The organism is Neisseria sicca, assembly GCF_003044565.1.
GTDB lineage: Bacteria > Pseudomonadota > Gammaproteobacteria > Burkholderiales > Neisseriaceae > Neisseria > Neisseria sicca_A.
In genome coordinates, this window is sequence record NZ_POXG01000007.1 from 1 (window position 1) to 19,980 (window position 19,980).

The 19,980-nt window shown below is 49.7% G+C and carries 8 protein-coding genes and 2 pseudogenes; 1 reads left to right on the top strand and 9 read right to left on the bottom strand.

The genetic code is table 11. The features are described from left to right. The 4 genes and pseudogenes from DBZ16_RS15200 to DBZ16_RS11935 all read right to left on the bottom strand — a co-directional run. Window positions 1-9,063, bottom strand: a 9,063-nt coding sequence (locus DBZ16_RS15200) for a hypothetical protein (protein ID WP_430914363.1), incomplete at its 3' end; no start/stop codon positions are given. Between the two features lie 2 nt (window positions 9,064-9,065). Beyond that, window positions 9,066-9,138: pseudogene (locus tag DBZ16_RS16745) on the bottom strand (hypothetical protein); the annotation flags it as partial. Between the two features lie 153 nt (window positions 9,139-9,291). Next, window positions 9,292-10,620, bottom strand: a pseudogene (locus DBZ16_RS16750) (ESPR-type extended signal peptide-containing protein); the annotation flags it as partial. A 1,065-nt stretch (window positions 10,621-11,685) separates the two neighbouring features. Beyond that, window positions 11,686-12,615: a hypothetical protein gene (locus DBZ16_RS11935; protein WP_107814148.1), complete on the bottom strand. Its 930-nt coding sequence runs from the start codon at window positions 12,613-12,615 to the stop codon at window positions 11,686-11,688. 253 nt (window positions 12,616-12,868) lie between these two features. On the opposite strand from DBZ16_RS11935, the gene ubiG reads away from it, so the two are divergent. Next, the gene (ubiG, locus tag DBZ16_RS11940) at window positions 12,869-13,588 is read left to right on the top strand and encodes a bifunctional 2-polyprenyl-6-hydroxyphenol methylase/3-demethylubiquinol 3-O-methyltransferase UbiG (protein ID WP_107814149.1); all 720 of its coding nucleotides are present in this window, start codon (window positions 12,869-12,871) and stop codon (window positions 13,586-13,588) included. Between the two features lie 349 nt (window positions 13,589-13,937). Here ubiG and ftsZ read toward each other — a convergent pair whose 3' ends face one another. The 5 genes from ftsZ to murC form a co-directional block, all read right to left on the bottom strand. Beyond that, window positions 13,938-15,128, bottom strand: coding sequence for a cell division protein FtsZ (gene ftsZ / locus DBZ16_RS11945; protein ID WP_070498756.1), 1,191 nt, complete (start codon window positions 15,126-15,128; stop codon window positions 13,938-13,940). Window positions 15,129-15,352: 224 nt separating this feature from the next. Beyond that, a complete protein-coding gene (gene ftsA, locus DBZ16_RS11950) occupies window positions 15,353-16,597 on the bottom strand; it encodes a cell division protein FtsA (RefSeq protein ID WP_107814150.1) in 1,245 nt (414 codons plus the stop codon). Between the two features lie 80 nt (window positions 16,598-16,677). After that, a complete protein-coding gene (locus tag DBZ16_RS11955) occupies window positions 16,678-17,403 on the bottom strand; it encodes a cell division protein FtsQ/DivIB (protein WP_107814151.1) in 726 nt (241 codons plus the stop codon). Then, window positions 17,393-18,307 (bottom strand): D-alanine--D-alanine ligase, encoded by a 915-nt coding sequence (locus DBZ16_RS11960; RefSeq protein ID WP_107814152.1) that lies wholly within the window; start codon window positions 18,305-18,307, stop codon window positions 17,393-17,395. The genes DBZ16_RS11955 and DBZ16_RS11960 overlap by 11 nt, the downstream gene beginning before the upstream one ends. Window positions 18,308-18,456: 149 nt before the next feature. Then, a complete protein-coding gene (murC, locus tag DBZ16_RS11965; protein WP_167390294.1) occupies window positions 18,457-19,866 on the bottom strand; it encodes a UDP-N-acetylmuramate--L-alanine ligase in 1,410 nt (469 codons plus the stop codon). Between the last annotated feature and the right edge of the window lie 114 nt (window positions 19,867-19,980).

Sequence of the window (19,980 nt, forward strand, 5' to 3'; positions counted from 1 at the left end):
GTACTCGGTGTTGTTGCCGTCCACTTTTTCGCTGACGGTCACGTTCTTACCGGCGACGACGGTGGTGGTTTTTTCAGTTGCGGCGAGTTGTTCGTTCAACTGGGCAACGTTGACGGCGTCGGTGGCTGCCGTACCTTTGGCTACGTTGGCAATCTTGTTGCCGCCGTTGTTCAGACCGTCTTTGGTCAGAGACACTTGGCTTGGCGAACCGTCCGCACCGATCTTCAGACCTTCTCCGCTCAGTACGCTGTTGCCGGAGATGAAGCTGTCGGCGAGTACGGTAGTAGCGGAAACAGTACCAAATTCGACGTCGTCTGAAGCCTCAATCGTCAGCTCTTTACCGCTGCGTTTCACTCGGATGTTCTTACCTTGTTTCACGGTCACGGTATCGCCTGAGGCAATGTTTTCACTGTCGCTGTCGGCTTCATCGTTGGCTTTCAGGTTCCAGCCTTTACCTACGGTCTCTTTAACTGCGGCAATCGCGTCGTGAACGTTGTCTTTGCCTGTACCACCAATATCGCTGGTCGTAACGTTGCCTTTGTCGTTGGCCGCTTTACCACCAAGGAGTTTCGCCAGGTTGGCTTGAGTTTCGTTCAACTGTTCTTCAGTCGCGGCTTGACCTTTGGTAGCGAAGTCCGCACCGCCCAAGGCTTTGTTGCTCAGACCGCTGACAATACCTTCTTTACCGTCAATCACGACCGGTTTGCCGCCGTTCGCTGCGTCTTTGCCGATGGTTACTTTCTCAGCCAGGCTGAAGTCGATTTCTTTGCCTGTGCCGCTTGTGGTAACGATGTTCTTATCTTTACTTGTGTACTTGACGGTATCGCCCAAGTTCACTTTTTCAGACGACCCGTTGTCTGCAACGATGTTCAGACCTTTGCTGACTTCTTCGCCCACTTTGTCCAATGCTTCTTGAACTGTACCAACAGCATCATGTTTCGTACCGTCTGCTTTAGTTACAGTAAAGACAGGAGCTTCAATCGCACCAGTAATCGGGTTGATGCTGCTATTCAACGCTTTGGCAATCGGGTTCAGCTGGCTGACGTTAACCACATCAGTATCTGCCACACCTTTGGCTACGTTGGCAATCTTGTTGCCGCCGTTGTTCAGACCGGCAGTGGTCAGAGACACTTGGTTCGGAGAACCGTCTGCACCAATCTTCAGTCCATCAGTATTCAATACGCTGTTGCCTGCGATAACACTTTCAGCAACCACGCTGGTAGCTTCTACTGAATCAGCTTTGACATGAGCAAACTCAACATTGTCTTCAGTCTCAACCGTCAGATCTTTACCGCTGCGTTTCACTCGGATGTTCTTACCTTGTTTCACAGTCACGGTGTCGCCTGCAGCGATTTTCTCGCTGTCGGTCTCGTCGTTCGCTTTCAGGTTCCAGCCTTTCTCGGCAGTCTCTTTCACGGACTTGATCGCCTCGTGAATGTTGCCTTTACCTGTGTCACCGATGTTGGCAGTGGATACATTGCCGTTCTCGTTCTTGGCTTCTCCGCCCAAGATGGTTTTCAGGTTCACTTGGGTAGCATCCAGCTGCGCTTCAGTCGCTGCTTTGTTCGAAGTCGCAAAGTCCGCACCGCCCAACATTTTGTTGGTCAGTCCGCTTACCGTGCCGTTCGTACCGTCAAGTACAATCGGGGTGCTGCCGGTTTTGCCCAACGTAACTTTGTCGTTCAAACCGAAATCAACTTTGCCTCCCGACAGGGTTTTGGTCTTAATGTTGCCATCGGTACCGGTGTAAGTAACGGTATCACCTAAGTTGACTTTTTCAGTCGACCCTTCGTCGGCGGCAATCTTCAGACCTTTGTTCAACTCGTCACCGACTTTGTCCAATGCTTCTTGAACGGTATGCACCGGTGCACTTACCGTACCGTCCGCTTGTTTGACGGTAAAGTTAGGAGCAGCGATAGAACCATCCGCACCAACGGTCGTATTCAACGCTGTTGCCAACGGTTTGATTTGGCTGACGTTCACTCCGTCGGTGTCTTCCGTACCTTTGGCTACTTTGGCAATCTTGTTGCCGCCGTTGTTCAGTCCGGCAGTAGTCAGGGATACTTGGTTCGGAGAACTGTCATCACCAATCTTCAGACCATTAGTAGTCAAGACGCTGTTGCCTGTGATGACGCTGTCGGCAACCACGCTGGCAGCTTCTACTGAATTAGCTTTGACATGAGCAAACTCGACGTCGTCTGAAGTGGCTACGGTGATGTTTTTGCCGTCGCGGGTTACTTTGATGTTTTTGCCGTCTTTGAAGTTAACCGTTTCGCCGGCAGCAACTTTCTCTTCGGTATCGTCGTTCGCTTGCAGCTTCCAACCTTTTTCCACCGTCTCTTTCACAGACTTGATTGCGTCGTGAACCGTATTTTGGTTAGTACCACCGATATTACTCATGGCAATATTGCCGTTGGTGTTTTCTGCGTTACCGCCCAAAATGGTTTTTAGATTCACTTGGCTAGCATTCAGCTGTTCTTCGGTTGCAGCTTGGCCTTTGGTGGCAAAGTCCGCACCGCCCAAGGTTTTGTTGGTCAGTCCGCTTACCGTGCCGTTCGTACCGTCAAGTACAATCGGGGTGCTGCCGGTTTTGCCCAATGTAACTTTGTCGTTCAAACCAAAATCAACTTTACCCCCCGACAGGGTTTTGGTCTTAATGTTGCCATCGGTACCGGTGTAAGTAACGGTGTCACCTAAGTTGACTTTTTCAGACGACCCTTCATCAGCGGCAATGACCAAACCTTTCTTCAACTCTTCGCCCACCTTATCCAAGGCTTCTTGAACCGTACCGACAGCGGTATTTTTCGTGCCGTCCGCTTTAGTTACGGTGAACGCAGGCGCAGCCACTTCACCCGTTGTCGGGTTGACTGTTGTGTTCAATGCGGCTGCAATCGGTTTAAGTTGCTCGACATTTACCGCGTCGGTATCCGCAGTGCCTTTGGCTACTTTGGCAATCTTATTGCCGCCGTTATCCAGACCGTTTTTAGTCAGAGATACAGGAGCGTTTGCAGCACCATTGGAGATGGTCAGTCCATTACCATCTAATACGTTGCTGCCGACGGTTACTTTGTCAAAGACCACTTCATCCGAAGTCGCTACGGTGATGTTTTTACCGTCGCGGGTTACTTTGATGTTTTTGCCGTCTTTGAACGTTACCGTTTCGCCTGCCTCCACTTTTTCGGTAGTATCGCTATTGGCTTGCAGATTCCAGCCTTTTTCAGCGGTTTCTTTGACGGATTTAATTGCATCGCTGACAGTAGTCTTACCTGTTTCGCCGATGTCGGTAACCGTTACCGTACCGTTTTGGTTGGTTGAACCTGTACCCAAAACATTTGCCAGATTGGTTTGTGCAGCATTTATCTGTTCTTCAGTTGCAGCTTGACCTTTGGCTGCAAAATCCGCACCGCCCAAGGTTTTGTTGGTCAGTCCGCTTACCGTGCCGTTCGTACCGTCAAGCACAATCGGGGTGCTGCCGGTTTTGCCCAATGTAACTTTGTCGTTCAAACCAAAATCAACTTTACCCCCCGACAGGGTTTTGGTCTTAATGTTGCCATCGGTACCGGTGTAAGTAACGGTGTCACCTAAGTTGACTTTTTCAGACGACCCTTCATCAGCGGCAATGACCAAACCTTTCTTCAACTCTTCGCCCACCTTATCCAAGGCTTCTTGAACCGTACCGACAGCGGTATTTTTCGTGCCGTCCGCTTTAGTTACGGTGAACGCAGGCGCAGCCACTTCACCCGTTGTCGGGTTGACTGTTGTGTTCAATGCGGCTGCAATCGGTTTAAGTTGCTCGACATTTACCGCGTCGGTATCCGCAGTGCCTTTGGCTACTTTGGCAATCTTATTGCCGCCGTTATCCAGACCGTTTTTAGTCAGAGATACAGGAGCGTTTGCAGCACCATTGGAGATGGTCAGTCCATTACCATCTAATACGTTGCTGCCGACGGTTACTTTGTCAAAGACCACTTCATCCGAAGTCGCTACGGTGATGTTTTTGCCGTCGCGGGTTACTTTGATGTTTTTGCCATCCTTGAATATTACCGTTTCGCCTGCCGCCACTTTTTCGGCAGCATCGCTGTTGGCTTGTAGGTTCCAGCCTTTTTCAGCGGTTTCTTTGACGGATTTAATCGCATCGCTGACGGTAGTCTTACCTGTTTCACCGATGTCGGTAACCGTTACCGTACCGTTTTGGTTGGTTGAACCTGTACCCAAAACATTTGCCAGATTGGTTTGTGCGGCATTGATCTGCTCTTCTGTTGCAGCTTGACCTTTGGCTGCAAAATCCGTACCGCCCAAGGTTTTGTTGGTCAGTCCGCTTACTGTGCCGTTCGTGCCATCGATAACAACTTTCTTACCGTCGGTTTTACCAATGGTGATTTTTTCGGCAAGACTGAAGTCGATATCCTTGTTCGTGCCACTAGTCGTAACGATATTTTTGTCTTTGCTCGTGTACTTGACGGTATCACCCAGATTGATTTTCTGGTTATTGCCGTTGTCTGCGGCAATGTTCAGACCTTTGTTCAACTCTTTACCAACCTCGGTCAATGCGTCTTGAACGGTATGTACGGTGGTACCTGCCGTACCGTCGGCATGATTGACGGTAAAGCTTGGTTTTCCGACCGTACCATCAGAGCTGACGGTCGTGTTCAATGCTTCTGCAAGCGGTTTGATTTGGCTGACGTTCACTCCGTCGGTGTCTTCCGTACCTTTGGCTACTTTGGCAATCTTGTTACCGCCGTTGTTCAGACCGGCATTAGTCAGAGACACTTGGCTTGGCGAACCGTCCGCACCAATCTTCAGACCGTCAGTCGTCAGTACGCTGTCGCCTGCTTTCAAGGTAGTCGCGGTTACGCTGGTCAACGTAATATCGTCATTCAGTTTGACGGTAACGTTGTTGCCATCGGCGGAAGTGGTGATGTTGCTACCGCCTTTGATGCCGACGCGCTCTCCCAGTTTTTTGCTTGAAGTCGAAGTGCTGCCGTCCGCTTCGAAAGTCAGACCTTTGTCCGCCAACTCTTTAAGCTGTCCATAATTCACAGCATCATCTGCATTTTCACCTTTGGCAACTTTGGTGATTTTGTTGCCGCCGTTGTTCAAGCCGGACTTGGTCAGGGATACAGGATTGTCACCATTGGCAATTTTCAATCCATCACCGTTTAATACATTGGCGCCTGCGGTAACTTGCGGCGTGGTCAGTCCGGCTGTAGTCAGAACACTATTACCCGCTTTGAGTTTGTCGGCATTGACGGTTTGAACGGTGATTTCGTCTTTCAATTTGACTTTAATGCCGTCTGCTCCAGCTTCAGTAACGACGTTTTGGTCGTCGCCTTTGAGATTGACGGTTTCACCCAGTTTGGCGACATCGGTTGTTCCGTTGTTACCCGCAAATGCAACACCCTTACTGTCGACAGCAGTTTTCGCCTCCACACCTTTTTTAATCTCAGCTTTGGCGTCGTCTGAAAGGTCAAGTTCGTAGTTGGTGGTTTTGGTTTCGTTGCTGTTTGTTGTTTCAGACGACTCCAACTTCAATTTTCCGTCAGCTTTTACGCTTACAGTAGTTTTATCTGCATGGACGGTGTAGGTCGTTTTATTACCTGCTTCCACAGCAGCAACATGAGTATTGTCACCTTTTTCAACCACGCTGGTTTTTTCGCTGTTGGCAACAGCTTCATTGATGGCTTGCGCGACATCGGCAGCCGTGGCAAATGCATCGCCGGTTTGTCCAGCATTAACCGTACCACCCACACCAGCTTTCAACGTAGATTTGTTTACATTGAACGCAACGGTGCCCCCTTTGTTTTCGGCGGTCGTACCTGTGCCGTTAACGAAGTTCAGCTTGGAATCAGCTTGATTCAACGTTTTAGCATCTTCGCCGTTGACTTGTACGCCGATGTTTTGCAATGCGCTGTCGGCTTTTGTCAAAGAGGCTTTGGTTTTGTCTGACAAATCCAAATTGTAGGTAGTGACATTGGTGGTTGTATTTTCAGACGACGTCAGTTTCAAACCATCTACACTACTGTCGAGCGCAACGGCTGCACCTTTGGCGTTGACGGTGTAAACCGCATGTCCGTCAGTTGGGTTATCGGTTTTGGTTACGCTGGCAACATTCGTACCCCCTTGAACCTCAGTTTTCGCGGCTTTAACTTGTTTGTAACTTGCTGCGTCGGTATCAGCTTCACCGTCGGCAATCTTAGTAACTTTATTGCCGCCGTTTGAGAGTCCGCCAGCAGTCAGGCTCACTGGGTTACTGCCGGAGCCAATGGTTACGCCGGAGCCGTTAACAGTCGTGCCGGCAGTAGTTACATCGCCGCTGAAGGCTGCGGATGTCAGTCCGGTCAATTCTTTTGCCAATTTGACGTTCAGCATGTGATTTTGGTCGTCTGAAACCACACCGATATTATTATCAGACAATTTAGCCCGATCAGTTTGTCCGCCTTTAACGGCAACGGTGCTGCCAAGTTGACGGTCAAACTTATTGCCAACATCGCCTGTAAAATTCAGAGGGCTATTAACAGCTCTATTCAAAGCGGACAGTGCATCGCCAACAGTATTGTAGTTAACTACGCTTGAATTAGATGGTGCTCCTGAAACAACCGCATATGTTGGCATAGAAACACTGCCGTCAGTTCCTACCTGTGTACCTAATGCTTCAGCTATTTTCTTCAATTGGGACACATTGACTGCATCATTATCTTTGATACCCGATTTCACATTACCAACAATAGTTGGTACGGAAGTTTGTGGGTCTTTGGCGTTCAAAGCGGCAATAGTGACATCACCGGTATATTCTGCACCACCATCTACATAAGTAAACGATACTACTTTTTGTCCGCCTACTTCTTTAACGTTGCGGGTTAAAAGCTTTCCGTCTTTATCAATATAAGAGAAAGGAGCGTCATTGCTGACCGTAGTTAAAGTGTTGACGCGCAGATTATTCATTGCATCTTGGAGCTGCCCAACATTAACCGCATCATTAGTATCAGTACCTTTACCCAAATTAGTGATACGGTTTTCAGACATATTTAGTCCGCCTTTGGCAGTAACTACGCCTGTAAACTCAGGATTATCAACCGTATTGATACTTACAGTACTTCCTGACTGATTCAAATGGATATTTTTACCTGCTTCAAGTCGAAGAGTGGAGCCACTCGTGATTTCCTGTAAAGAATGGTTTTCAGCACGACCATTGGTTCCAGCAGCAGCAGCCGTTTCTAATTGAAACGATTTAAAGGCTGACGTTTTCAAAGACGCAATTGCCCTGTCAACGGTATTTTCACCCGTACCACCAATATTATTCATGGTAATACTGCCGTCTTCAGCCAACTTTGCATTACTACCCAATACGTCTTTAACGGTTTTGGCAGTATTGCCCAAAACGTTTTGTACCGCGTACAGCTGGCTGCCGTTGATGGCATCCGTAGAAGTGTTAGAAATTTCGCCCGGAGCAACGTTTTTCAATTGACGTTCGTAGCCTGCCGTACCGAAAGACACTTGGTCGCCCGGATTAACATTGTTGCCGCCTGCAAAACCTGAGTATTTCAGATTGTTGACAGTAGCTTCGTTGACTTCGGTTGCATCGGTTGCAGTCGTACTGCCCGCACCGATTGCCACAGAGTTGCCTTTGGTGGCTTTCGCGCCCATACCGAATGCGGCAGAGGCAACGCCTTGGGCGCGTGTACCCGTACCGAACGCAGTAGACAATTCGCCTTCTGCCTGTGATTGAGTACCAATCGCTACCGCAGCTTCACTTGAGGTCGTACGAACATAGTTACCGGTTACCATCACATCGCCGGTATAGTCGTGATAAACGTCTTTAACCGTTTTACCCGTACCGTCTACAGTTTTCGCTGCAACGGTATCCCAGTCGTCCGCACCGATGGCGATAGAAGAATTGCCTTGTGCTGTTACATTGTTACCGATGGCAGTAGATTGATCGCCCCATGCATTAGAAAATGCACCGATAGCAACGGTTTGATTGTAATCAGGTTGCCCAGACTTTGGTATTTCGGTATTGTTTGCAGAAGCATTGAAACCAATCACAACAGAGCGGGAGTTCTTGGATTGAGCCTGATCACCGATAACAACGGAGCTAAATTTCAAAGCCCGTGCGTCATTACCGATAGCAACTCCCGCAGATGCAGCTGCATGACTGGATTTACCGATGGCGATACTATTGCTATGATCAGCGTTTGCACCATTACCTAAAGCGATAGCGTTTTCCAAACGTGTATGGCTGTTCAAACCAAGCGCCAAAGAAGCCGCGCCGTCTGCATTGGCTAAACGCCCTAACGCGATAGAATCTTCTTTCCAAGCATTGTTGGTTGAACCAATAGCGATAGCATTCACTTCATCAGCCTTCGCACCATCACCCAACGCAATGCCACTATCCTTGGCAGAGTAACTAGTCTTACCAATGGCGACTGCCTTGCTGCCTGCTGCCCGCGCCTCGTCACCCAACGCAATGCCACTATCTTTGGCAGCATGGCTAGACTTACCAATAGCGACTGCCTTGCCGCTTACTGCCCGCGCCTCATGACCGAGAGCAACTGCGCTGCTTGCTTCGGCTTTAGCGGAATGACCACCTGCAAATGATGCCCAGCCCAAAGCATTAGAGTTGAAACCGACAGCGGTTGCCCCTGCATTATTCGCAGTGGTATAAGCACCCAAAGCCACAGCAGAATCATGAAGTGCATTTGCACCATCACCTACCGCCACGCTGGATTTACCTTTTGCATTGGAAACCTGACCACCTGCAAACGAGTTTTGACCGTAAGCATTGGATCGCTGACCGATGGCAACTGCATTCTCACCATTGGCTTTACTTAACGAACCAACAGCAACCGAACCTGAACCCGTCGTATTACCGTGAATAGAGGGGGTAGAGCCTGCTGCCGCCTCAACGGTAGCCTTGCTACCTATCACGACTGCATTGCTTGCAGCCGCTTTGGCTTCAGGACCAGCGGCAATCGCGTTTTCACCTGTCGCGCCGTCATTGTTGTAGTTGGCTACGGGGGTGCCTGGGCGGTTGACGCTGTAATAATGGGTTTGAGCGGCTTGCATATCTTTGGCAATCGCGTAAAGCTGGCTGCCGTTAATTGCGTCGGTAGAAGTGGCAGTAATCTCACCCGGAGCAACGTGTTTCAACTGGCGCTCATAGCCTATCGAACCGAAAGAAACTTGAGAACCGGCAGTAATGTTTTGCGTACCTGCAAAACCGCTATAAGAAATACCATTGATTGTTGCATTCGTTACAGCTGTTGCATTGGTCTCGGTACGCGATCCCGTACCGATGGCGACTGATTTATTATGAGTAGCTGTTGCTCCAACACCAAATGCTGACGCGCCCACTCCTTGCGCAGATGCAGCTGCACCGAAGGCCGTGGATAATACACCCTCAGCAAGAGCTTTCACACCTACTGCAACCGAAGCATGCCCGGCAGTCGTACCTTTCCACGTATTACGGGGCTGATCGGCCATCATTTCTGCGCCTGTCAAATCCTTAAAAACTTGATAGACTTGTTTACCTCCTGCCGCTGCGACTGTTTTTGTACGCACTCCATCCCAATCATCTCCTCCGATAGCAACAGACGAATCGCCTTCTGCACGGGTATTGTTACCGATAGAGGTAGACTGATTCCCTATCGCTCGAGCATCCGGACCGATGGCAACTGCTTGAGTATCGCCTGTCGCCTTAGCTCCCGTACCGATGGCAATACCTTGTCTAGAAGTTGCTTTAATCTCTTTATAAATAGGATCATCACTACCAATAGCGATAGAGGCCTCTCCCGTTGCCTGTGTATTTTTACCGATAGCAATCGATTTAAGAATTGATGCATTCGCGTTCGTCCCAAAAGCAACCGCATCTACACCCGTAGCCTTCGCATTCGTACCGAAAGCAAGCGTATCATTACCAGATGCCATCGCGCGTCGACCAATGGCGGTACTGCGATCCCCTGAAGCCAAAGTCGCACCACTACCGTCATTCAACTCTGTATTGGTATCTCGCCCAAAGCGGTCACTACCGCCGATAGCAACCGCAAACTGGCCTGTAGCCTGTGTCCAACCACCAATGGCTGTTGCACCCCGCGCCTTCGCCTCGGCGCGGCCACCCAAAGCAGTAGCAAATTGATCTGAGGCTATCGTATCTGAACCGATGGTCGTCGCCTTAACCCCATTTGAATTTGAATTGGTACCAATCGCAATCGCATTATTGCCATCTGCCAGCGCAGCCGTAGTTGCATTACTACCACCAATCGCTACAGTACCCGAATTCATTCCATGAGGCGGGTTACCCCTTGTTCCCGCACGCGCAAACTGACCAACTGCAACAGCACCTGTACCCCTGGCATCACCGCCATTGACAGCAGTTTCACCACCGGAGCCATTTGCAACTTGACCGGTAGGCGCAACCACTGCCCAAGCTCCTTCGGAAAATCCCAATAATGCCGCGCTCAAGGCCGTCAGTCTGAATAAGGTTTTCAGACGACCTTCCTCTGAGGCGCGCACATCCCCTTCAGCACCTTCGCTGCTTGATTTGACACGTCCCTTCGCCAATTCGGAAGTAACGACGAAAGAGCCGATGGTACGGTTCCATACAACTTTGAAAATCTTATTCATAACAATCTCTCTTGGTTGAATTTATTAAAAAATATCAGATTGAATTCAAATACATACAGTCAAAACAAGACGTACTCCCCGCACTGCCCCGCCGCCGGATCTTCTTCTTCAGGCACAAGCGGATTTTATGAGGCAGGCATTCGTTTATTTTGTTTATATATTATTGAAAATCAATCGGGCTGACGTTAATTGTCACTTAGGTACAATTTTTAGAACATATCTATATCTTTGGAAATAGTGTTTAAGACTAACTAAACTTACCGCCTATTTCAAAAAAGCTCCGATAATCCATAATCTTACTTCTAAACTTAACACTTATTTACCAAATAATATAGAACTATGACCTTTATCCTGCAATTACTATGCCAAAGATGACTTCAAAATTTATGTCTTTGGGCTTTCATAAAGCATTTATACTAAAATGAAAAAATGCCGTAAGAAAATTTTGAAACAGGTCGTCTGAAAATAAACTGCAACAAGATCATGGACATCGCCCTCTTTGTTACCCATATAAAAAAGAGCGTACTCGATACGCTCTTTCTGCTTCCGTCCGTCTGCATGTCGGAATATTGTGGATTTAAATAAACAAGACTTGCTAACAATTGCCATTCCTGCGCGAGCTGAAATCTTCAAGTAAGGTTTGGCTTGTGGATTCTGTTGAACAGGTTTGATGAAAAACGGATGCCCGCCTGCTTGGAGCTTGTGGAAAGATTGGCTCTGCTGTCTTTATAGTGGATTAACTTTAAACCAGTACGGCGTTGCCTCGCCTTAGCTCAAAGAGAACGATTCTCTAAGGTGCTGAAGCACCAAGTGAATCGGTTCCGTACTATCTGTACTGTCTGCGGCTTCGTCGCCTTGTCCTGATTTTTGTTAATCCACTATATTCTTGCCGTATCGCAACTGGCAACTGCTTCCGATCAGATTTGATAAGAAACAAAGCTGCCATGACGGCAAAAGGTCGTCTGAAACCTAAATTTTGGGTTTCAGACGACCTTTTTGCTTGGCGGATTTATCCAATCACCGTCATTTTTTCCGCTGTTGAATTGGCGGCGGAAAATGCGCTGTTTATTTCAATTTGCTGTTTTTCAATGACTTGGAGGATGTCGACGGCTGCAATGCTTCAACGGCGATATCTTTAGGGTGCGCCGCGATAAAGGATTTGGTCGCACGCATGATTGCCTGTATGCGCGGGTCGTTCCAGCGGACGATTTGATGGTTTTCGTCGCGCTTGTCCGACCAGATAATCACGCCGTCCATATATTTGCTGCAGATTTCGAGCATTTTCTGCCAGCGTCCGGCATCGATAAATTGTTTGAAATACGGGCTGTTGCTTGCGGAATAATATTGCGGCCAGAGGTAGCCGATGATTTTTTTGTCGGGATAACGCTTCCTAATCTCGGCGACAGTGGTTTGGACGTCTTTTTCCCATTGCGCCAAATCGGGCGTGGTAATGTAGAACACGGGATTGGCGTAGTCGCTGATGGCTGCGCTCATTTGACGACGTTTGCTGAATTGCCGCCATTTTGCCAATACTGCTTCGTTGTCCGCCTGAGTTTGGTAGTAGCGGATGGCGTGCAGGTGTTCGTCGGGCAAGCCGTAGTTGCTGATGTAGGCGCGGGGATTTTCTTCTCTGAAAATCTGGTACATGCGGGCAAAGTCGGTTTTAAGTTCTTGAGGCGTGAGGATTTGTCCGTCTTTTTCGGCAAACCAGGTTTCGATGTCGGTGGAGATGGTGCGGTAGCCTTCGCGATAGGATTGGCGCGCCAATTCGCGGATGCGTTTTTCGTTCAACACGCCGTGTTTGCGCTTGCCGGCAGGATCGGGCATGACCAGCTCAGATTCGTAAATCAGGAATACTTTAGACAGCTTGTCGGCGGTCAGGTCGGGTTTGCCGACGTAGTCCATGCGGTCGTAAATGATAAAGTCTTTGCCGGAGGCAAGCGCGGAGGCGGCGGCAAGGAAGAGCAGGGATGCGGCGCGGATGAATGGTTTCATTGGATTTTCTTTTGAATGGGGAATGGGGTGTTTGCTGCTTCGGCAATGCGTGGGCAAGTTTATATAAATTAATGGGAAAGGTTGCGGCAAACAAGGCGGAAGGGGTAAAAACAAGTCAAAGGTCGTCTGAAAAGGGTAAGCGGCGTTTTCAGACGACCTTTTGGCGGCTGGCGGCAGTTTGTCTCTGTTCCATCCTGCCGCTTTGCTATAAAATCAAACCCCTCTTCAACCCGAAATCCAAATCAGGAAAATCATGATGGAAGCAGCCGGACAACACAACGTCGATGCGGACGAAATTGCTAAATTCAGCCAAATTGCGGATAAATGGTGGGATAAAAACGGCGAGTTCAAACCTTTGCACGACATCAATCCGCTGCGCTTGGGCTATATCGACTTGTTCGCACAGTTGGCAGGCAAGCGTGTTTTGGATGTCGGCTGCGGCGGCGGGATTTTGTCGGAAAGCATGGCAAAACGCGGCGCGGCACACGTTACCGGCATCGATATGGCGGAAAAATCGCTCCAAACCGCCCAAGCCCATGCCGCTGCCGAAGGTGTGGACAATATCGATTACCGCTGCATCCGCGTCGAAGACCTCGCCGCCGAACAGCCGCACAGCTTCGATGTTGTAACCTGTATGGAAATGATGGAACACGTTCCCGACCCCGCCGCCATCGTCAAAGCCTGTTCGGAGCTGGTGAAGCCTGACGGTATGGTGTTTTTCTCCACCATCAACCGCAACCCTAAATCTTATCTTCATCTGATTGTCGGCGCGGAATATGTGTTGAACGTTGTTCCCAAAGGGACGCACGATTGGCAAAAATTCATTACCCCCGCCGAACTAGCGCGAATGTGCAGACAGTCAGGGTTGGACGTTATCGATACTAAAGGCATGACCTACAATCTTTTGACCCGCCGCTATTCTTTATGTGACTCGACGGAAGTAAATTATATGATTGCCTGCCGCCCTGCTTAAGGTTGCCTATTCCAAGCATGAGAAGGGTCGTCTGAAAATTACGTTTAAGTACGTTTCAGACGACCTCTTTTCAACTGCTCAATGATACAGCTTGCTCGCTTCTTCAATTTAATTGCTTGGGACAGTTCTCCCACAAATAAAACCACTATTTCCGCTCAAACGGAAATCCATCTTTTCGGCGGAAACTCCCCAACAAAGCCCAAAACCCGAATCTCATCAATAGATTTTTACTCACAAGAAATATCAAAGGATATCAACGCACTGCCCTTTTTGAATCCTTCAAAAATTATGCTCTACAATGCACAGATACAGATACAAAAAAGCCTGCTTAAAGCAGGCTTTTTATCGATTATTTATCAGGATTGTGCTGACGGCGCAAAATCGCAGGAATTTCAAAATCGTCCAAAACAGACTGATTGCCGAAATCTGCTGCAGTCAGATTCATAGAGCGAATACCGCGATTGGTTCTCACCAAACTTTCCACACTACCCGGTTGTTGAACATGGGAGTCATCAACTCCGCTAACCAGTTTTTGTGCGCGGACAGCCGCACGCATTTGATTTTCGCTGCCGTTTTCTTTCAAACCGGTCGCAATAATGGTTACGCGGATAGCGTCTTCGCCCATATTGTCGTCTTCGGCAGTACCGTATTTGCATTCTGCTTCAGGATGCGCATTTTCGTTAACCACTTTCATGATTTCACGATATTCGGACATTTTCAGGCAATCCGGAGCGGTAGTGATGTTCACCAATACGCCGCGCGCACCATCCAAAGTCACATTATCCAACAGCGGGCTGGAAATCGCTTGTTCAGTTGCCAAACGGGCGCGGTCGATACCTTGTGCAAAACCTGAACCCATCATAGCGATACCTTTGATGCCCATTACGTTTTTAACGTCGGCAAAGTCAAGGTTGATGAAACCGGGACGGGTAACCACTTCGGAAATACCGGCCACCGCATCGCGCAGGACGTTGTCAGCAGCACGGAACGCTTCACGCATGGTCACGTCTTCGCCCAATGCGGTCATCAATTTGTCGTTCGGGATGATAATCAATGAATCGACCTGACCTTTGAGCTGTTCCAAACCTTCTTGGGCGATGTGTACGCGTTTGCCTTCGTAGCCGAACGGACGGGTAACGACTGCAACGGTCAGGATACCCATTTCTTTGGCAATCTCGGCAACCACAGGAGCCGCACCGGTACCGGTACCGCCACCCATACCGGTGGTGATGAACAACATATTCGCGCCGCGAATAGCATCTTCGATAGCTTCGCGATCTTCTTGTGCCGCAGCACGGCCGATTTCAGGATTGGCACCCGCACCTAAACCACGGGTCAGGTTGGTACCCAACTGGATGCGTTTTGCCGCATTATTTTTACCCAAAGATTGGGCATCAGTATTGGCACTAATAAATTCAACACCTTGGATGGTGTTGGCAATCATGTTGTTAATAGCGTTGCAACCGCCGCCACCCAAGCCGATTACTTTGATGACCGCAGGGCTTGCGGCTGATTCAGCTACGTCGTAAACAAATTCCATTAAAATACTCCTGCGCGCCCTGCATCGAGGACGGTCCAAAAATTAGATATTATCGCGTATTATATAAGAAGTATTCAGACACTGGCAAAATACTTCTTATTCATTCACCATTACCGTTATTTTTTTACTACATTTTTTAACGAAAGAACACAAGTTTTTAATTATCACAATTGGAACTATTCCGACAGCAACTCGTTTCCCTGTAAGCAAAATAACGGCATTAATCAGAAATTGTCTTTAACGAATTTCATCAGTCTTGCCCACAGGCTGATTTTTTCACCCTGCTCTTGGACCACAATCGCACCAGTCACCGGCACACCATCTTCCTCTCCCCTTGCTGCCTGCAAAAGACCGATGGCGGTTGAGTAACGCGGATTGCGGATGCGCTCGGATACGCCGCCCATTTCTTGGGGTACGCCGATGCGTGCAGGCAGGGCGAACACTTCTTCGGCAAGTTCAACGATACCGGTCAGCATGGATGCGCCACCAGTCAGGACGATACCTGATGTGAGGACTTCTTCAGGGAAGCCGGAACGGCGCAATTCGTTAAGGGTCAGCTCCAAAATTTCTTCAACTCGCGGACCGATGACGCTTGCCAAAACACGGCGTGAAATCTGACGGGGCTGGCGGTCGCCGACGCTGGGAACTTCGACCATTTCGTCCAAGCCTTCCATATCCGGAATCGCTACGCCGTAGTGGATTTTGATGTACTCGGCGGCACTGTGCGGGGTGCGCAGCGCTTGCGCCAAGTCTTTGGTAATCAAATCGCCCGCCACGGGAATCACGGCAGTATGGCGGATGGCGCCGTTGGTATAAACGGCAATATCGGTCGTACCGCCACCGATGTCGATGACGCACACGCCCAAATCTTTTTCGTCTTCAGTCAAAACAGCCTGACCACTCGCCAAGGGCTGAAGCATGATTTGATCCATCTGCAAACCGCAACGATGGATACATTTTTGGATGTTTTGCAGGGCGGTATTGGCACCGGTAATAATATGTACGCGGGTATCGAGACGGACACCGCTCATGCCGATAGGCTCTTTGACACCGGGCTGGTTGTCGATGATGTATTCTTGCACCACGGTATGCAGGATATTGTGATCCGGCGGGATATTGATGGCTTTGGCGGTTTCGATGGCGCGATCGATGTCGGCTTGCGAAACTTCGCCGTCTTTGATTTTGACAACCCCTTGCGAATTCAAGCTGCGGATATGGTTACCCGCGATACCGGTTGTAACATGGCTGATTTTGGTGTCCGCCATCAATTCTGCTTCATTGACTGCCTGCTGAATGGCTTGAGCCGTCGCGTCAATGTTGGTTACCATGCCTGCTTTAAGGCCACGGGACGGTGCCTGTCCGAGTCCGACGATGTGGATTTCGTTGTCGTCTTGGACTTCGCCAATCAGGGCGATGACTTTGGATGTGCCGATATCGAGGGCACTGATATATTTACCTTGTTGTTCCATTATATTTGCTCGTTATTTCGCTGGAGTTATAACTATTTGTCTGTATTGGCAATAGTTTGCTTCACGTTGTTTGCTTGGCTTTAATCGTCTGAAACATTTTCAGACGACGTCTCTGATGTGTAACGCACGGAAAATCCGTCTTTATAACGCATATCAACGTAGGATAACCGATTTTGATTTTTACGCAACAACGTCGGCCAAATTTCGGCGAAAAGCTGTAAGCGTTTGATTTCGTTTTCCCTTCCCAGTCTGACGGTAATCCCATTGTCCAAGACCACCAACCAGGCGGATCGCGGCGTATAAATCAGTTCTTTAATCGCCAAATTTTGCCGGCGGAGGATGCCGGAAAATTCTTCGTAGTGTTTGACCATGTCCTTGCCTGTACCCGGCTGTCCTTCAAAAACGGGCAGCTTGGCTTTGAGCTGGGCATCAAACACATTGCCTTTGGAATCGACCAAACCGCCGCTGCGCCAATGGGCGACAGGTACGCGCTCGGTCAAGTGGATTTCGACGGTATCTGGGAAGCGGCGGCGCACCATAGCGGAATCCACCCACGGCAGCTTTTGAAAGGCCGCCTGAATACCGTCCAAATCGGCACGGAAAATATTGCTGCGCGTGTGCTGTTGAGCAGCGCGCTGAAGTTCTTTCCCATCCGAATAAGTCAGCTTGCCCTGTATGGACACTTGTTTGACGGGAAAATGATTGGAGTTGTATAGCCAGGCTATGCAGGTGCCGATGAGCAGCAATGCCATCAGCAGCAATAGCCAGCGGGTCAGCCGACCCAGTGCGCTTGCGTCATCCCACATGTGCGGTTTTCAAAATTTCAATGCATAAATCGGCAAAATCCACGCCGGTATGGGCAGCGGATTTCGGTACTAAACTGTGGCTCGTCATACCGGGCAATGTGTTGATTTCCAAGAGGTACAGCTTACCGTCGGTATCTTTGAGGAAATCGACGCGCACGCACCCATCTGCCCCGATTGCCTGCGCCCCGCGGACTGCCAGAGAGCGCATCAGGTTTTCTTCAGCCTCGCTCAAGTCTTCGGACGGACATTGATAAACAGTGTCGTCGCGGTTGTATTTAGCTTCGTAGTCGTAAAACTCGGTAGCGGGGATGATGTGTATGCTGGGCAGGCCTTTTCCGTTCAACACGGGGCAGGAGTATTCGCCGCCGCCGATGAATCTCTCGGCAATGATTTCGCCTTGAAGGTGTTTCAATTCTTCGTAAACGCTTTTCAGACGACCTTTTTCTTTGACTTTCACAACGCCGACGCTGCTGCCTTCGGCTGCCGGTTTAACGAACATGGGCAAGCCGAGTTGCTGTTCGACGGCATCGAAATCCGAGTCTTCGTGTAAAACGACAAACTCGGGAACAGGCAGCCCCAAGGCTTGCCAAATCAGCTTGCAGCGGTATTTGTCCATGCCGATGGCTGAAGCGGCTACACCGCTGCCGGTATAAGGAATGCCCAACAATTCTAACGCGCCTTGAACGGCACCGTCTTCGCCGTAAGTGCCGTGGAGGATATTAAAAGCAGTTTGGAAACCTTGGGTTTTCAATTCCGCCAAGGGTGTTTCTTTAGGATCGAAGGCGTGTGCGTCTATGCCTTTGCTTTTTAAGGCATTCAAAATGGCGGCACCGCTATCCAGCGAAATTTCGCGTTCGCTGGAAAAGCCGCCCATCAATACGGCTACTTTGCCAAAATTTTGCATTGTTTTTGTTCTTTCTTAATTACTTCATTTTTTGATACAGGTCGTCTGAAAACGAATCGGGTTTTCAGACGACCTTAATCTTGCTTGCCCACACGATGGGACATCGCTTCATCGGGCAGCTATCGCGGCATCACGATAAAATTTCCGCCTCAGGCTTTTTTTGACAACTCCAGCATCGCGGCAGGAACGCGGTTGATGCTGCCCGCACCCATATTCAACACGATGTCGCCATCCTGTAAAACGTTCAACAGCATTTCAGGCAAGTCGGCGACGTTTTCGCAGTAAATCGGCTCGAGTTTGCCCAATACGCGGATGGCGCGGGCAAGGGCGCGGGAGTCGGCGGCGGCAATCGGCTCTTCGCCGGCGGCATAAACTTCAGTCAACACCAGCGCGTCAACAGTATTGAGGACTTTGGTGAAGTCTTCGAACAAATCGCGTGTGCGGGTATAGCGGTGCGGCTGGAAGGCGAGCACCAAACGTTTTTCTGGATACGCGCCGCGTGCGGCGGAGAGGGTCGCCGCCATTTCGACGGGATGGTGCCCATAGTCGTCCACCAACAGCGCGGTTCCGCCGTTGGGCAGCTTGATGTCGCCGTATTTTTGGAAGCGGCGGCCGACGCCTTCGAAACCGAGCAAGCCGCGCTGAATCGCTTCGACGGATGCACCGACTTCCAGTGCCACGCCGATGGCTGCCAAGGCATTGAGGACGTTGTGCCTGCCGGGCATGTTCAACACGACTTCAAACGGCGCTTGTTCACTTCCTTTCATTTGGACATGAACGGTAAACTTCATTTGCGCACCGACGCTTTCGATGTCGGTCGCGTAAATATCGGCGGTATCGTCTAAGCCGTAAGTAGCGTAAGGTTTGCTCACTTTGGGCAAAATCGCGCGGACGTGTTCGCTGTCGATACACAAAAACGCTTTGCCGTAGAACGGCATACGGTGGATAAAATCGACAAACGCCTGATGCAGTTTTTCGACGCTGTGTCCGTAGGTATCCATATGATCTTCGTCGATATTGGTGACGACGGACATAATCGGGGTCAAATGCAGGAAGGACGCATCGGACTCATCGGCTTCGGCGACGATGTATTCGCCTTTGCCCAAACGGGCGTTGGTACCTGCAGCATTGAGTTTGCCGCCGATAACGAAAGTGGGGTCGAGACCTGCCGCGCCGAGGATGGAGGCAGTCAGACTGGTGGTCGTGGTTTTGCCGTGCGTACCGGCAATGGCGATGCCGTCACGGAAGCGCATCAGTTCCGCCAGCATCAGGGCGCGCGGAATGACGGGAATTTGCTGCTCCAGCGCAGCGACGACTTCGGGATTGTCTTTTTTGACGGCGGTAGAAGTAACGACGACATCCGCGCCGTTGACGTGTTCGGCGGTATGACCGGGATAAACTTGAATACCCAAGCTGCTCAAATGCTCGGTAACGGCATTTCTCGCCTGATCCGAACCGGAAACTTTAAAGCCCAAATTGTGCAAGACTTCGGCGATACCGCTCATGCCGACGCCGCCGATACCGACAAAATGGATGTTGGTGACTCGATTTTTCATCATGATGTTGCGTTCCGGTGGATTTTCGATGCGTAAAGGCGTTATTTTAAAGGGCTATCCGCTTCTGCGCCATAGTTTTCTTGTAAATTAAAGATGTTTCGGCATACAGGATTTCAC

Coding starts and splice junctions, on each gene's coding strand:
- ftsA (WP_107814150.1), bottom strand. CDS start 16,597: ATGGAACAACAAGGTAAATATATCAGTGCCCTCGATATCGGCACATCC.
- DBZ16_RS11955 (WP_107814151.1), bottom strand. CDS start 17,403: ATGTGGGATGACGCAAGCGCACTGGGTCGGCTGACCCGCTGGCTATTG.
- murC (WP_167390294.1), bottom strand. CDS start 19,866: ATGATGAAAAATCGAGTCACCAACATCCATTTTGTCGGTATCGGCGGC.
- ubiG (WP_107814149.1), top strand. CDS start 12,869: ATGATGGAAGCAGCCGGACAACACAACGTCGATGCGGACGAAATTGCT.
- DBZ16_RS11960 (WP_107814152.1), bottom strand. CDS start 18,307: ATGCAAAATTTTGGCAAAGTAGCCGTATTGATGGGCGGCTTTTCCAGC.
- ftsZ (WP_070498756.1), bottom strand. CDS start 15,128: ATGGAATTTGTTTACGACGTAGCTGAATCAGCCGCAAGCCCTGCGGTC.
- DBZ16_RS11935 (WP_107814148.1), bottom strand. CDS start 12,615: ATGAAACCATTCATCCGCGCCGCATCCCTGCTCTTCCTTGCCGCCGCC.